The sequence below is a fragment of the Pseudomonas serboccidentalis genome, assembly GCF_028830055.1.
Lineage (GTDB): Bacteria > Pseudomonadota > Gammaproteobacteria > Pseudomonadales > Pseudomonadaceae > Aquipseudomonas > Aquipseudomonas serboccidentalis.
Map to the genome: position 1 here is coordinate 5137137 of NZ_CP101655.1, position 13666 is coordinate 5150802.

Sequence of the window (13666 nt, forward strand, 5' to 3'; positions counted from 1 at the left end):
CTCCTACAATAGATTTGTGTGAAGGCTGAGAAATCCTTGCGTGCAGCAATAAGGAACAAGCAATGAACGATCAACACTGGGGCCCATCCATCAGTGCCGATATCGTGGTCATCGGCGGCGGCACCGCCGGCATCGGCTTCGTCGCCAGTCTGCTCAAGCGTGATCCCGCGCTCAACATCACCGTAATCGAGCCAAGCGCCCAGCACTACTACCAGCCGGCGTGGACGCTGGTCGGCGGTGGCGCCTACGACGTCAAGGACACCGTCCGGCCGATGAGCAAGGTGATGCCGCGTCAGGCCACCTGGATTCAAGCGGCGGTGACTGGTATCGACCCCGACACGCGTCAGCTGACCCTCAACGATCAACGCACCGTCACTTACCAGAACCTGATCGTCTGCCCGGGTCTGCGTCTGGCCTGGGAAAAGATCGAAGGTTTGCAGGAAAGCCTCGGCCAGCACGGCGTGACCTCCAACTACAGCTATCAACACGCACAGTACACCTGGGATCAGGTGCAGAAACTGCGCGGCGGCAAGGCGCTGTTCACCCAGCCGGCGATGCCGATCAAATGCGCCGGCGCACCGCAAAAGGCGTTGTATTTGTCGTGCGATCACTGGCGCAAAAACGCTGCACTGAACAACATCAACGTCGAGTTCAACCTGGCCGGTGCCGCGCTGTTCGGCGTCGCGACGTTCGTGCCACCGCTGATGAAGTACATCGAGAAATACAACGCGCAGTTGGCGTTCAACAGCAATCTGGTCAAGGTCGATGGCCCGGCGAAAACCGCGTGGTTCGAGGTCAAGGACGCCGACGGCAATGTCACCCGTGAAGCGAAAACCTTCGATCTGCTGCACGTCGTGCCGCCGCAAGTCTCGCCGGATTTCATCGCCCAGAGCCCGCTGGCCGACGCCGCCGGCTGGTGCGAGGTCAATCCGCACAGCCTGCAGCATCCGCGTTACCCCGAGGTGTTCGGCCTCGGTGACATCTGCGGCACCACTAACGCGAAAACCGCTGCCGCCGTGCGCAAGCAGGTCGTTGTCGTCGCCGAAAACCTCTTGGCGCTGCGCAAGCACCAACCATTGCCACTGAAGTACGACGGCTACGGTTCCTGCCCGCTGACGGTGGAGAAGGGCAAGGTGATCCTCGCCGAGTTCGGTTACGGCGGCAAACTGCTGCCGACGTTTGCCCTCGATGCGACCGTGCCACGCCGCTCGGCGTGGTTCCTCAAGGCGACCCTGCTGCCGTGGTTCTACTGGAACGGCATGCTCAAGGGCCGCGAATGGCTGACCGGTTTGTCCAAAGTCGACTGAGAACTCCCTATGTTGCTGGCAAGTCTGTTTGGCGTAGTGATGGGCTTGATTCTCGGGCTGACCGGCGCGGGCGGCGGGATTCTCGCGGTGCCGGCGCTGGTGCTCGGCCTCGGCTGGAGCATGACCCAAGCCGCGCCCGTGGCACTGTTCGCCGTGGGCAGTGCGGCGGCGGTCGGTGCTATCGACGGTTTGCGTCATGGTCTGGTGCGCTACCGCGCGGCGCTGCTGATTGCCGCGCTCGGTGCGGTGTTTTCGCCGCTGGGCATCTACTTTGCGCACCAGTTGCCGGAGAAGATCCTGATGATCCTCTTCAGCCTGCTGATGGTCATGGTTGCCTGGCGCATGTTGCGCCGTGAGCGCCAGCAGGAAGGACCGAGTGATCATGGTCACGCGAGCTGGGGGCAGAAGAACTGCATGCTCAATGAAGAGACCGGGCGTTTCGACTGGACCGCCAAATGCACCGCTACCCTCGCGGCGCTGGGGGCGGTGACTGGCGTGGTCTCGGGGTTGCTTGGCGTCGGCGGCGGGTTCCTGATTGTGCCGGCGTTCAAGCAACTGACCGATGTGCAGATGCGCGGCATTGTCGCTACGTCGCTGATGGTCATCAGTCTGATTTCGGCGATTGGCGTGATCGGCGCGTTCCACGCCGGGGTACGGATCGACAGCCTCGGTGCGGCGTTCATCGTCGCCAGCATCATCGGCATGATCATCGGTCGCAGGCTGTGCGCACGGGTGCCGGCGCGGGCGTTGCAGGCGGGGTTTGCCAGCGTGTGTCTGGTGGTGGCGGGGTATATGTTGTTCCGGGCCTGAAGCAAAACCTGTGGCGAGGGAGCTTGCTCCCGCCGGACTGCGCAGCAGGCCCTTTTTTTCAAAGAGCCGCCGCTGCGCGCCGGAGCGGGAGCAAGCTCCCTCGCCACAGCGTCGGGGTTACAACACCAGATGCGGCAACCACAGCGAAATTGCCGGAATGTAGGTCACCAGCATCAACACCAGGAACAACACGGCGTAGAATGGCATCAGCGCCTTCACGGTGCTCTCGATACTGACCTTGCCCACCGCCGAACCGACAAACAGCACCGCGCCCACTGGCGGCGTGATCAGCCCGATTCCCAGGTTGACCAGCATGATCATGCCGAACTGTACCGGGTCGACGCCGATGCCGAGAATCACCGGCATCAGAATCGGCGTGAGGATCAGGATCAGCGGTGCCATGTCCATCACGGTGCCGAGCAACAGCAGCATGACGTTGATGCACATCAGGATCACGTAGCGGTTGTCCGACAGGGTCAGGAACAGCGTGGTGATCTTCGCCGGAATCTGCATCAGGGTCATGATGTAGCCGAAGCTTGCGGCGAAGCCGATCAGGATCATCACGATGGAAATCGTGCGCACCGTGCGGTGCATCAGCTTCGGCAATTCGCTCCACTTGTAGTCGCGGTAGATGAACATGGTGACGAAGAACGCCCAGAGCACGGCGATGGCTGCCGATTCGGTGGCGGTGAAGATCCCGGACAGAATGCCGCCCAGAATGATCACCATCGCCATCATGCCCCAGAGCGCTTCGCCGCAGATCTTCAAGGCTTCGCGCAGCGGGATGACTTCACCTTTCGGGTAATCGCGTTTCTTCGCGAAAATCAGGCACAGCACCATCAGGCACGCGCTCATCAACAGGCCCGGGACGACGCCGGCCATGAACAGCGAAGCGATGGAAACGGTGCCGCCGGCCGCCAGCGAGTAAAGCACCGAGTTATGGCTTGGCGGCGTCAACAGCGCCTGTACCGATCCACTGACCGTTACTGCCGTGGAGAAGTCGCGTGGATAGCCTTTGCGTTCCATCTCCGGAATCAGCACCGAGCCCACCGACGCCGTGTCGGCCACCGACGATCCCGAGATCGCGCCAAAGAAGGTCGAGGCCATGATGTTGACCAGCGACAGGCCGCCCCGGACAAACCCGACCAGCACCCCGGCGAACGCCACCAGCCGCCGCGACATGCCGCCCTCGGCCATGATCGCCCCGGCCAGCACGAAGAACGGAATCGCCAGCAGCGAGAATTTATTGACCCCGCCCGCGACCTGAATCATCAGCGCCTGAAACGGGATGTCGATCCACCATGCGCCGATCAGTGCCGACAGCCCGAGGGCGTAGGCGACCGGCATGCCGATCAGGATCAACACGATAAAACTGCCCAACAGAATCAATGCGTCCATCAGGCAGCCCCTTCGTTTTCTTCAATCAGGTCGAAACGCACCACGCGGCGATTGCTTTGGTCACCGAACAGCAGTTTTTCCACGACAAAGATCAGCGTCAGCGCGCCGCCGATCGGGATCGGCATGTAGGTGATGCCCACGCGCAGGGTGGGCAGGGCGCTCATGAACTGGTTCCAGGTCGAGGCGCACAGCTTGGCGCCCCAGATCGTCATGAACAGGCAGATGGTGCCCATCAATAACTGCGAGACGATGCTCAGGGTCTTGCGCAGGTTCGGCGGTAAGCGGTCGGTGACCATGGCGACGGCCATGTGTGCGCCGGCACGATAACTGGCAGCGGCGCCGATGAAAGTGAAGACCATCATCAGCAGAATCGCGGTGGGCTCCGGCCAACTCGAACCGGTGCCGAGGGCGTATCGGGCGAACACGCCCCAGGGAATGATCAGGGCGATGGCCAGCACGGACAGGCCGGCGACCCAGATGCAGGTCATGTACAGCATGTCGTTGAGGCGCAGCAGCGAATTCTTCATCGGGTTCCACCGTAACCGGGCAGGCGCGCACGTCGAGCGACGCCAGCGCTGCCGGGCCTTTCGTTGAGGGCTGGGAGGGTTACTGCACCGCTTCGATGCGCTTGATCAGGTCGGCGTAAGGTGCACCGTATTTCTCGCGAACCGAGGCAGTGGCCTCGTAGAAGGGTTTCTTGTCGACGGTGATGAACTCGACGCCGGCGGCCTTGAGTTTTTCTTCACTGCTGGCGGATTTCTTGTCCCACAGCACGCGCTCTTCAGCCTGAGCGGCCTTGGCGGCTTTCTTCACCAGGGTCTGCTGGTCGGGGGTGAGTTTCTCCCAGGTGATTTTCGACATCACGATCGGCTCGGGCAGAATCAGGTGCCCGGTCAGGCTGTAGAACTTGGCGTTCTGGAAGTGGTTGTGTTCGAGCAGGGTCGGCGGGTTGTTTTCCGCGCCGTCGATCACCCCGGTTTGCAGGGCGCTGAAGATTTCCCCGGTGTCCATGGCGATGCCGTTGCCGCCCATGGCGTTGATGGTCTCGATGAACATCGGGTTGCCCTGCACACGGATTTTCATGCCCTTGAGGTCTTCGAGTTTGCGCACCGGTTTCTTGGTGTAGAGGTTGCGCGTGCCGCCGTCCATCCAGGCCAGAGCGACCAGACCGAATTCGGAGTGGGTGATCTTGTCGAGAATCGCGTCGCCGACTTCGCCATCGATCACCGCACGCATGTGCGCCTGGTCACGGAAGATGAACGGCATGTTGAACACGTTCACATCCGGCACCACCGGCCCGACGATGCCGAGGCTGACGCGGGTCATCTGGATGGCGCCGACCTGCGCCTGCTCGATGACTTCTTTCTCGGAACCGAGCACGCCACCCGGGAAGTACTTGAAGGTGAGCTCGCCGTTGGTTTCCTGGGTCAGGGTTTGGCCCATGCTTTCTTCCGCGACCACGGTCGGGTAGCCGGCGGGATGAATGTCGGCGAATTTTATTTCCAGCGCCTGGGCAGTGCTGGCGAGGGTGAAGGCAAACGGTAAAGCGACGGCGAGCAAGGTGCGTTTGAAGTACATGGGGGTGAGTCTCCAGTCTTGTTATTTTTGTGTTCAAGGCGCAGCGGTGCAGCAGAGGCGGGTGTTACAGCAAATCGTCGAACATTGGTTCCGGCAGGCCTTTGACGTTGGGGTTCAGGGCGAACACGCCACCGGCCAGCGATTGCGGATCGTGGTCGTCGCCGGGACGAATCGAGGTCACGAACAAGGTGTCCATCCGGCTGCCGCCGAAGGCGCACATGGTTGGTTTTTTCACCGGCACTTCCAGTGAGAAATCGAGGCGTCCGTCCGGCGCAAAGCGGTGAATGAGCCCGGCGTCGTTGGCGCAGATCCAGTAGAAACCCTCGGCGTCCACGGCAGCACCGTCGGGGCGTCCGGGGAAATGATTCATGTCGACGAACACGCGGCGGTTCGATGGCGTGCCGGTCTCGGTGTCGTAATCGAAGGCCCAGATCAGTTGCACCTCGGGGTGCGAATCGGACAGGTACATCGTTTTGCCGTCGGGGCTGAAACCGAGGCCGTTGGGGACGATGAAACCGTCGAGCTGCGCTTCGATCACCCCCGACTGCCTGGCACCGTAGCGATAGAGCCGGCCTTCGGGCGCATTCAGGCTCATGTTCAGTACCATGCTGCCGGCCCAGAAACGGCCCTGACGGTCGCAGCGGCCGTCGTTGAGGCGCATGTCCTCGCGGCGATGTCCGACGCTGGCAAGCAGCTCGGTGTCGAGGCTGCCGTCGCTGTGCGGGTGCAGGTGAAAGAATCCGCTTTCCATGCCGGCGACCCAGCCGCCACGGCTGTGGCGGGCGATGCAGGCGAGCATTTCCGGGGTTTTCCACGCATGGACGTGGCCGGTGTCGGCGCTCCAGCGTTGCAGTCCGCCGTTGGGGATGTCCACCCAGTACAGGGCGTTGTCCTGCGGCACCCAGACCGGGCTTTCGCCCACCGCGTTGCGGGCATCGACGATCAATTCGGCTTGCATACTCATTCCTTTGCGTCGTTGTCAGAGTGATCAGTCGCCGAATGGACCTGCCGCGACAAACGCGCCGCCCTGATAGATCCGCGCCGGGTCATCGGCCGCCGGCATCGGTTGCGCCTCGACCTTCTCGCGGAACACTTCAGAGCTGTCTTTCGCGGCGAAACCAAGGTGACTGGCGAAGCGGTTGTCCCACCACACGTCCTTGTTGTCGGACATGCCGTAGACCACGGTGTGGCCGACGTTCGGCGTATACAACGCGCGTTCGAGCAGTTGCGTGAGGTCGTCGAAGCTCAGCCAGGTGTGCATCATCCGGCGGTTTTGCGGCTCGGGAAACGAGGAGCCGATGCGGATGCTGACGGTCTCGATGCCGTAGCGATCGAAGTAGAAACTGGCCATGTCCTCACCGTAGGACTTCGACAGACCGTAATAGCCATCGGGCCGGCGCGCGGAGCCGGCGTCGAGCGGTTCGTCCTGTTTGTAGAAGCCGATGACGTGATTGGAGCTGGCGAAGATCACCCGCTTCACGCCATGCCGGCGCGCGGCTTCATAGATATGGAAGACACCGCAGATGTTGGGGCCGAGGATTTCTTCGAACGGCCGCTCCACCGAGACACCGCCGAAATGCAGGATCGCGTCGACGCCTTCGACCAGTTGATGCACAGCCTGTTTGTCGGCGAGGTCGCAGAGCACGACTTCTTCACGATCATCGACGGCCGGGGCGAGGGCGGCGATGTCGGACAGGCGCAACACATTGGCGTAGGGGCGCAGGCGCTCGCGCAGAACGGTGCCCAGGCCGCCGGCAGCGCCGGTCAGCAACAGGCGATTGAATGGAGCGCGGGGTGCGGAAGTAGACGTCATGGCAAGCCCTTACATGTTTTGTTTTGATTGTTGTAGGTTGTCGTATGACTGCGCCGAAGTATCGGTAGGGTTTCCGGATCTTGTCAACGCGACTTTTGGTGTAAATGACGGAAGGGCTGATTCACCTTTCGATCACCACAATGCCCAGTTGGCAACGCAATCCCCTTGTAGGAGTGAGCCTGCTCGCGATAGCAATCCGTCAGACGCCATTGTCATTGACTGATACGCCGCTATCGCGAGCAGGCTCACTCCTACAGGGAACGATGGTGGCCCGGGGGCTTACAACAACGAAATCGGATAACTGATAAAGACCCGGTTCTCATCGAACTCGTTGGTGCTGAAGTCCCGGCGTATGGTCGCGTTGCGCCATTTCACGTTGAGGTTCTTCAGCGGCCCGCTCTGCACGGTGTAGGCCAGCTCTGACTCGCGGCCCCATTCCTTGCCGTCGGTAATCGTCCCGGTGTGCACGTTATCGCCGCTGATGTAGCGGTTCATCAGGGTCAGGCCGGGAATGCCGAGGGCAACGAAGTTGTAGTCATGGCGCAGCTGCCAGGAGCGCTCTTTGGCATTGTCATAACTGGCGTTGTAGCTGTCATTGGCCAGGGTGCCGCCGCTGGTGCCGTTGACCCGCATCCACGCGTCGTCGCCGGAGAGTTTTTGCAGGCCGACGTAAAAGGTGCTGCCACCGTATCGGGCCGACAGCATGGCAAATGCGGTCTTGTTGTCGAGGTCGCCGGCCAGTGCGCTGCCGTCTTCCTTGCCGGTGAAGAAACCGAGGTTGGCGCCCAGTGTCCAGTCGCCCAGCGGCTGGCTGTGGCTGAGGTTGAAGTATTGCTGCTGGTAGATGTCGCTGAGTTCGGCGTACCACACGCCGACCAGGGTGCGCTTGTCGTTGAAGGTGTATTCGCCGCCGCCGAAGTTGAAGCGATCCGAGGTGAACGCGCCGCGGCCGTTCATCGACATGTCTTCCATGCTCGCGTCGTTGCGCGGACTGTTGCCACGAAACTGGCCGCCGTAGACGGTCAGGCCATTGATCTCGGTGGAGGTGATCTGTCCGCCGCGAAAGGTCTGCGGCAACGAGCGGCCATCGTCCGAGCGCAGGATCGGCAGCACCGGCATCCATTCGCCGACCTTCAATTCGGTCTTCGACACTTTGGCCTTCAGCGCCACGCCGAGGCGGCCGAAGTTGTCGGCCGGACGTCCGTCATCGTGGATCGGCAGCAATTGCGTGCCACCGGTGCCTTTGCCGCCATCGAGCTTTTGCGAATACAGCCCGAGCACGTCGAGGCCGAAACCGACGGTGCCTTGGGTGAAGCCGGATTTGGCGTCGAGGATGAAGTTCTGCGTCCACTCTTCGGCCTTGCCTTGCGGGTAGGCCGGGTTGACGAAGTTGCGGTTGAAGTAGGCGTTGCGCAGGTTCAGCGTGGCTTTGCTGTCTTCAAGAAAACCTTCGGCATTGGCGCTCATCGGTAAGGCGAGAGCGAGGCTGCTGCAGCCGATCAGGCTTAAGGTCGTGCAAGGGCGAGTGACGGAAAAGCGCGAAGGGCGGACGGAATTGCAGACGAGTGTGCTCACTGTGACGCTCCCTGTTTCGTTTGTTGTTTTTATTATTTGTTATACGTCGTCGTACAACATGGATGCGGATATTTCCTACGTTTTAAGGGAATGTCAACAGCAAGTTATACGATGACTCGGCATCGACGCTGATGAACTTGTAGGCGCTGCGGCACGCTGCGATCTTTTGATCTTGCTTCTTGAAAATCCAGATCAAAAGATCGCAGCCTCGTTTCACTCGACAGCTCCTACAGGGATTTGTGTGTCCGTGGGATGTGTGTTGCCGATGAATTTGCGGCAAACTTCACCCACCTCCCGCACAAGGCTTTTCAATGGATCAATACGCCCCGCGCGACTGGCAGCCTCATGAGAAGCCCAGTCTGCCCGGTTCCCCGTCGACGCCGCTGCACTCCAACCCCAAGCGCCTGGCCTATGCGCTGGTCGGGTTGCTGGTGGCGGTGACCGGTGGTCTGGGTAACTCGCTGGTGGTCGCCAACCTGCCTTACCTGCAAGGCGCGTTGGGCGCGACCACGGCGGAGATGGCCTGGCTGCCGGCCGCGTATGTGATGACCAACGTCTCGATGAACCTGCTGCTGGTGAAGTTTCGCCAGCAGTTCGGCCTGCGCGCGTTCACCGAGGTGTTTCTGGTGCTGTATGCGCTGGTGACCTTCGGTCACCTGTTCGTCAACGACCTGAGTTCGGCCATCGCGGTGCGGGCGGCCCACGGCATGGTCGGTGCGGCGTTGAGTTCGTTGGGTCTGTATTACATGATCCAGGCGTTTCCGGCCAAGTGGCGGCTCAAGGCGCTGGTGCTGGGGCTGGGCGCTTCACAACTGGCCCTGCCGCTGGCGCGACTGTTCTCCGAAGACCTGTTGCAGATCGCCGAATGGCGCGGCTTGTACCTGTTCGAATTGGGCATGGCGTTGCTGTCGCTGGGCTGTGTGTTGATGCTCAAGTTGCCGCCGGGTGACCGCTTCAAAACCTTCGAGCCGCTGGATTTCCTCACTTTCGCCATCCTTGCCAGCGGCGTGGCGCTACTCTGCGCGGTGCTGTCGCTGGGGCGTATCGACTGGTGGCTGGAGGCGGACTGGATCGGCTATGCGCTGGCCGCCTCGATTGCCTTGATCCTCGCCGGGCTGGCCATCGAGCACAATCGCAGCAACCCGATGCTGATGACCCGCTGGCTCGGCAGCGGGGTGATGATCCGTCTGGCGCTGGCGGTGACCCTGATCCGCATGGTCACCTCGGAGCAGTCCACCGGCGCCGTCGGTTTCATGCAGAACCTGAACATGGGCTACGAGCAGTTGCACAGCCTGTACGTGGTGATGCTGATCGGCAGTGTCGCCGGGCTGTTGACCAGCGCGCTGACCATCGACCCCAAGCACCTGCTGATGCCGCTGATCATCTCGCTGGCGCTGATGGCCACAGGTTCCGTGATGGACAGTTTTTCCAACAACCTGACCCGCCCGGCGAATCTGTATTTCAGCCAGTTCCTGCTGGCTTTCGGCAGCACGTTTTTCCTCGGCCCGACCATGGTCTTCGGCACCCGCAACGTGCTGACCAATCCGCGCAATCTGGTGAGTTTTTCGGTGTTGTTCGGGATCTGCAACAACCTCGGCGGCCTGCTCGGCGCGGCGCTGTTGGGCACGTTCCAGATCGTGCGCGAGAAATTCCATTCCAGCCACCTCGTCGAGCACCTGACGTTGTCCGATCCGTTGGTGGCCGCACGGGTGCAGAGCGGCGGGTCGGCAGTCGGCTCGGTGTTGGCTGACCCGAGCCTGCGCAACCTGCAGGGCATTCGCAGCCTGTCGAATGCCGCGACCCGCGAGGCCAACGTGCTGGCCTATAACGATGTGTTCATGCTGATCGCCGTGATTGCGGTGCTGACCATGATCTGGCTTTCCATTCGTGCGCTGTGGCTGATGAGCACCACCAAAGCCGTCGACCCAGCGCCTTCCGTACCTCCTAGCGGTGCCTCTACTTCATGACCGAACCGACCACCACAACCACCAACGCCATCGCTGCCACCCCCGAAGGCGTGGCGCCGCCGTCATCGCCGAACACCGAGCCGCGCTCGCTGGGGGTGCGGATCATCTCGTCGCTGGGCTTTGCCGCGATTGCCATCGTCGGTGTGCTGGTCGTGCTGTACGCCTGGCAACTGCCGCCGTTCAGCAGCGCGGTCGAGACCACCGAAAACGCCCTGGTGCGCGGACAGGTGACGATCATCGGGCCGCAGCTCAGCGGTTATGTGTTCGAGGTGCCGGTGCAGGACTTCCAGTACGTGAAGGCCGGCGATTTGCTGGTGCGTCTGGACGACCGGATTTATCAGCAGCGCCTCGACCAGGCGCTGGCGCAACTGGCGGTGCAGAAGGCCGCGCTGGCCAACGTGGTGCAGCAACGCAACAGCGCCGAAGCGACGATCAAACTGCGTCAGGCGGTGGTCGCCGACAGCGAAGCGCAGTTGCGTAAAAGCGAAGCGGATCTGCGGCGCAACAAGGAGCTGGTGAGTGACGGTTCGGTGTCCAAGCGCGAAATGGACGTGGCGCTCGCGGCCAACGCACAAGGTGTTGCAGCGGTGGCGCAGGCCAAGGCCAATCTGGAAATTGCCCGTCAGGACCTGCAAACGGTGATCGTCAATCGCGGCTCGCTGGAAGCGGCGGTGGCCAGCGCCGAAGCGGCGGTGCAACTGGCGCGGATCGATTTGTCGAACACCCGCATCGTCGCCCCGCGTGACGGCCAGCTCGGGCAGATCGGCGTGCGTCTCGGCGCTTACGTCAACTCCGGCGCGCAGTTGATGGCGCTGGTGCCGAGTCAGAAATGGGTGATCGCCAACATGAAGGAAACCCAGATGGACAACGTGCGTGTCGGGCAACCGGTGCGCTTCACCGTCGATGCCCTGAACCACCGCAGATTCACCGGCCATGTGCAGCACATCTCGCCGGGCACCGGTTCGGAATTCGCCCTGTTGCAGGCGGATAACGCCACCGGCAACTTCGTGAAAATCGCCCAGCGGGTGCCGGTGCGGATCACCATCGACCCGGATCAGCAGGAAGAGGAGCGCTTGCGCCCGGGGATGTCGGTGGTGGTCAGCATCGACACCGCGGCGGGTGACACACAACCTCATTAAGAGCAAAAGATCGCAGCCTTCGGCAGCTCCTACATTGGAATGCGATTCCCTGTAGGAGCTGCCGAAGGCTGCGATCTTTTGCTTTTCAGGCCGCGATCATCGGCGGCAGGGTGCCCAGCAGCGAAACCGCCGCCACCGCACCAATCCCCAACAACCACTCCAGCATCACACTGCGCTTGAGCGCGCCCATCCGCTGTTGGCAATCATCAATCCGCAAGCGGTTGAACAACGCCAGTGCGAGCATGCCCATCACCAGCGCTGCCTTGATCAGCAGAATCAGGGCAAAGCCGTTGAACAGCGGCGTCGGCCACCACTGGCCGGTCAGCACGCGCACGTTGATCAGCCCGGTGATCAGCAGGCCCGCCACCAACGCGTAACCGACCCCACTGAAGCGTTGCAGGATCCGGCTCATCGGTTCGTCTGGTTGACGCAGGATCAGCACCAGCAGCAATAAGCCGCCGAGCCAAGCGGCCACGCACGTCAGGTGAATGATCTGGTTGAGGATCAGCAATTGCCCGCTGAGGCCATCGAGCATCGCGCCATGACCGACTGGCGCCAGGGTCGCCAGCAACAGCGCGCTCAAACCCAGGCGCAACGGCACGTTCGAACGCCACGGCGTGAACAGCAGCGCCAACAACAGCGCGTTGATCAGCAGATGCCAACGCCAGACCTGACCGAAAAACGTATTGCCCAGCACCACGCCAAGGGTGTCCGCATCGAACGCGGCTGTCGCCGAACCGGCCATGCTCGCGGTAATCAACAGCGCCCAGGCCACGCCGCTGACCAGCGCAATCGCCGTCAGCCAGCGCGCGAGGCACGCCAGTTGCCGATCCAGCGCCGGCGCTGGCGCTTTGAGCAACCGTGGCCGCAACAGCCAGGCCCCGAACAGTATCAACACCACGCTGAAATGCACAAAACGGCACAGCACCAGCGCTTCACTCATGAGTTACTGGCCAACCTTGAACTGGTAGGCGCCTTCGCTCTTGTGCGTGTCGACCGACACTGCGTGCCATTCGACCTTGTATTCACCGGCGCTGAGCGGTGCAGCAGGGGTGACGATCAGGGTTTTCTTGTCGCCTTCGGTGCTCAAAGGTTTGAGCGCGACCGGGGCGCCATCGTGGGTCACGGTGACTTTGGTGAAACTGGCCTCGACGCCTTCGGAGAAGGTCAGGCGCAGGTCTGCCGGTGCGGCGACGGTGCTGTCGGCGGCCGGGGTCTGGCTTTTCAGGTGGGCGTGGGCGAATACGGAGGAGGCGGCGAACAGCGAAGCGAGCAGGGCAGTGGTGGTCAGGACGTTCTTGAACAGCATCGCGAATACCTTTGAGGCAGGACAAAGAGGCGTCAGTTTAGCCATGCACCGACCTTCGCACGAAGTTTTGTTTGCAACGGTCGCCCGCGTACCAGAGCGGGTGCTAGTCTTGGGCAACGCTGTTGTCAGGGAGCCCACATGGGCAATCACAAGATCGAGATTCGTCGCAGTAACGTCGAGAAAATCCTTCTGGCGGCGGAAAAAGTCTTCGCCGAAAAAGGCTTCGGCGGCACCGCCATGGCCGACATCGCCGCCGAAGTGCAATTGCCGCGTTCCAACCTGCATTACTACTTTTCAACCAAGAGCGAGCTGTACAGCGCGGTGCTGTTCGACCTGCTGGAAGTATGGAAACAGGACGCGCTGTGCTTCGAGATGTTCGATGACCCGCGGGTGGTGCTCAGCAGCTACATCCGCGCCAAGATGAACCACTCGCGCAGCCGGCCGTACGGTTCGAAAGTCTGGGCCAACGAGATCATCCACGGCGCACCGACCCTCGGTGAGGCGCTGGATCTCAGCCTCTACGACTGGGCGAAAATGAAGGAAGCGAAGATCCGCCAGTGGGTTGAAGACAAGCGGATTCTGCCGGTGGAACCATCGAGCCTGCTGTACATGATCTGGGCCTCGACCCAGCATTACGCCGACTTCGATCATCAGGTGAATATTCTCAACGAGCACCAGCCGCTGTCGGACATGCAGTTCGAACGGGCGGTGCAGACGGTGACCAGTGTGATTTTGCGCGGGATCGGGTTGGAGCCCTAAGTCAAAAGATC

At 61.7% G+C, this 13666-nt stretch carries 13 protein-coding genes; 5 read left to right on the top strand and 8 right to left on the bottom strand.

The window, feature by feature from the left end; translation table 11 throughout:
• Nucleotides 1-62: 62 nt before the first annotated feature.
• Both NN484_RS23455 and NN484_RS23460 read left to right on the top strand, forming a co-directional pair.
• The gene (locus NN484_RS23455) at nt 63-1307 is read left to right on the top strand and encodes an NAD(P)/FAD-dependent oxidoreductase (RefSeq protein ID WP_274658031.1); all 1245 of its coding nucleotides are present in this window, start codon (nt 63-65) and stop codon (nt 1305-1307) included.
• 9 nt (nt 1308-1316) lie between these two features.
• Complete coding sequence (locus NN484_RS23460) at nt 1317-2117, top strand: sulfite exporter TauE/SafE family protein (protein WP_274658032.1); 801 nt, start codon at nt 1317-1319, stop codon at nt 2115-2117.
• A 117-nt stretch (nt 2118-2234) separates the two neighbouring features.
• Here NN484_RS23460 and NN484_RS23465 read toward each other — a convergent pair whose 3' ends face one another.
• The 6 genes from NN484_RS23465 to NN484_RS23490 form a co-directional block, all read right to left on the bottom strand.
• Nucleotides 2235-3515, bottom strand: a complete 1281-nt coding sequence (locus NN484_RS23465) for a TRAP transporter large permease (protein WP_127650925.1) — start codon at nt 3513-3515, stop codon at nt 2235-2237.
• On the bottom strand, nt 3515-4042 hold the full coding sequence (locus NN484_RS23470) for a TRAP transporter small permease (RefSeq protein ID WP_274658033.1): 528 nt from the start codon (nt 4040-4042) through the stop codon (nt 3515-3517). The genes NN484_RS23465 and NN484_RS23470 overlap by 1 nt, the downstream gene beginning before the upstream one ends.
• Nucleotides 4043-4121: 79 nt before the next feature.
• Nucleotides 4122-5093, bottom strand: a complete 972-nt coding sequence (locus NN484_RS23475; protein ID WP_274658034.1) for a TRAP transporter substrate-binding protein — start codon at nt 5091-5093, stop codon at nt 4122-4124.
• A 64-nt stretch (nt 5094-5157) separates the two neighbouring features.
• Nucleotides 5158-6051, bottom strand: a complete 894-nt coding sequence (locus NN484_RS23480) for an SMP-30/gluconolactonase/LRE family protein (RefSeq protein ID WP_274658035.1) — start codon at nt 6049-6051, stop codon at nt 5158-5160.
• A 30-nt stretch (nt 6052-6081) separates the two neighbouring features.
• On the bottom strand, nt 6082-6906 hold the full coding sequence (locus NN484_RS23485; protein ID WP_127650921.1) for an NAD-dependent epimerase/dehydratase family protein: 825 nt from the start codon (nt 6904-6906) through the stop codon (nt 6082-6084).
• 279 nt (nt 6907-7185) lie between these two features.
• Nucleotides 7186-8481 carry an OprD family porin gene (locus tag NN484_RS23490; RefSeq protein WP_127650919.1) on the bottom strand — a complete coding sequence of 432 codons (1296 nt, stop codon included), beginning with the start codon at nt 8479-8481 and terminating at the stop codon, nt 7186-7188.
• A 311-nt stretch (nt 8482-8792) separates the two neighbouring features.
• On the opposite strand from NN484_RS23490, the gene NN484_RS23495 reads away from it, so the two are divergent.
• A complete protein-coding gene (locus NN484_RS23495; protein ID WP_274658036.1) occupies nt 8793-10448 on the top strand; it encodes an MFS transporter in 1656 nt (551 codons plus the stop codon).
• Complete coding sequence (locus NN484_RS23500; protein ID WP_215500859.1) at nt 10445-11587, top strand: HlyD family secretion protein; 1143 nt, start codon at nt 10445-10447, stop codon at nt 11585-11587. The genes NN484_RS23495 and NN484_RS23500 overlap by 4 nt, the downstream gene beginning before the upstream one ends.
• A gap of 85 nt (nt 11588-11672) precedes the next feature.
• Here NN484_RS23500 and copD read toward each other — a convergent pair whose 3' ends face one another.
• Together copD and copC are read right to left on the bottom strand one after the other, a co-directional pair.
• A complete protein-coding gene (gene copD / locus NN484_RS23505; RefSeq protein WP_274658037.1) occupies nt 11673-12530 on the bottom strand; it encodes a copper homeostasis membrane protein CopD in 858 nt (285 codons plus the stop codon).
• Nucleotides 12531-12533: 3 nt separating this feature from the next.
• Complete coding sequence (copC, locus tag NN484_RS23510; protein ID WP_127650915.1) at nt 12534-12896, bottom strand: copper homeostasis periplasmic binding protein CopC; 363 nt, start codon at nt 12894-12896, stop codon at nt 12534-12536.
• Nucleotides 12897-13034: 138 nt separating this feature from the next.
• Between copC and NN484_RS23515 the strand changes: the two genes are divergently transcribed.
• Nucleotides 13035-13655 (top strand): TetR/AcrR family transcriptional regulator, encoded by a 621-nt coding sequence (locus NN484_RS23515; protein ID WP_027613201.1) that lies wholly within the window; start codon nt 13035-13037, stop codon nt 13653-13655.
• Nucleotides 13656-13666: the final 11 nt, after the last annotated feature.

Coding starts and splice junctions, on each gene's coding strand:
- NN484_RS23455 (WP_274658031.1), top strand. CDS start 63: ATGAACGATCAACACTGGGGCCCATCCATCAGTGCCGATATCGTGGTC.
- NN484_RS23460 (WP_274658032.1), top strand. CDS start 1,317: ATGTTGCTGGCAAGTCTGTTTGGCGTAGTGATGGGCTTGATTCTCGGG.
- NN484_RS23465 (WP_127650925.1), bottom strand. CDS start 3,515: ATGGACGCATTGATTCTGTTGGGCAGTTTTATCGTGTTGATCCTGATC.
- NN484_RS23470 (WP_274658033.1), bottom strand. CDS start 4,042: ATGAAGAATTCGCTGCTGCGCCTCAACGACATGCTGTACATGACCTGC.
- NN484_RS23475 (WP_274658034.1), bottom strand. CDS start 5,093: ATGTACTTCAAACGCACCTTGCTCGCCGTCGCTTTACCGTTTGCCTTC.
- NN484_RS23480 (WP_274658035.1), bottom strand. CDS start 6,051: ATGCAAGCCGAATTGATCGTCGATGCCCGCAACGCGGTGGGCGAAAGC.
- NN484_RS23485 (WP_127650921.1), bottom strand. CDS start 6,906: ATGACGTCTACTTCCGCACCCCGCGCTCCATTCAATCGCCTGTTGCTG.
- NN484_RS23495 (WP_274658036.1), top strand. CDS start 8,793: ATGGATCAATACGCCCCGCGCGACTGGCAGCCTCATGAGAAGCCCAGT.
- NN484_RS23500 (WP_215500859.1), top strand. CDS start 10,445: ATGACCGAACCGACCACCACAACCACCAACGCCATCGCTGCCACCCCC.
- copD (WP_274658037.1), bottom strand. CDS start 12,530: ATGAGTGAAGCGCTGGTGCTGTGCCGTTTTGTGCATTTCAGCGTGGTG.
- copC (WP_127650915.1), bottom strand. CDS start 12,896: ATGCTGTTCAAGAACGTCCTGACCACCACTGCCCTGCTCGCTTCGCTG.
- NN484_RS23515 (WP_027613201.1), top strand. CDS start 13,035: ATGGGCAATCACAAGATCGAGATTCGTCGCAGTAACGTCGAGAAAATC.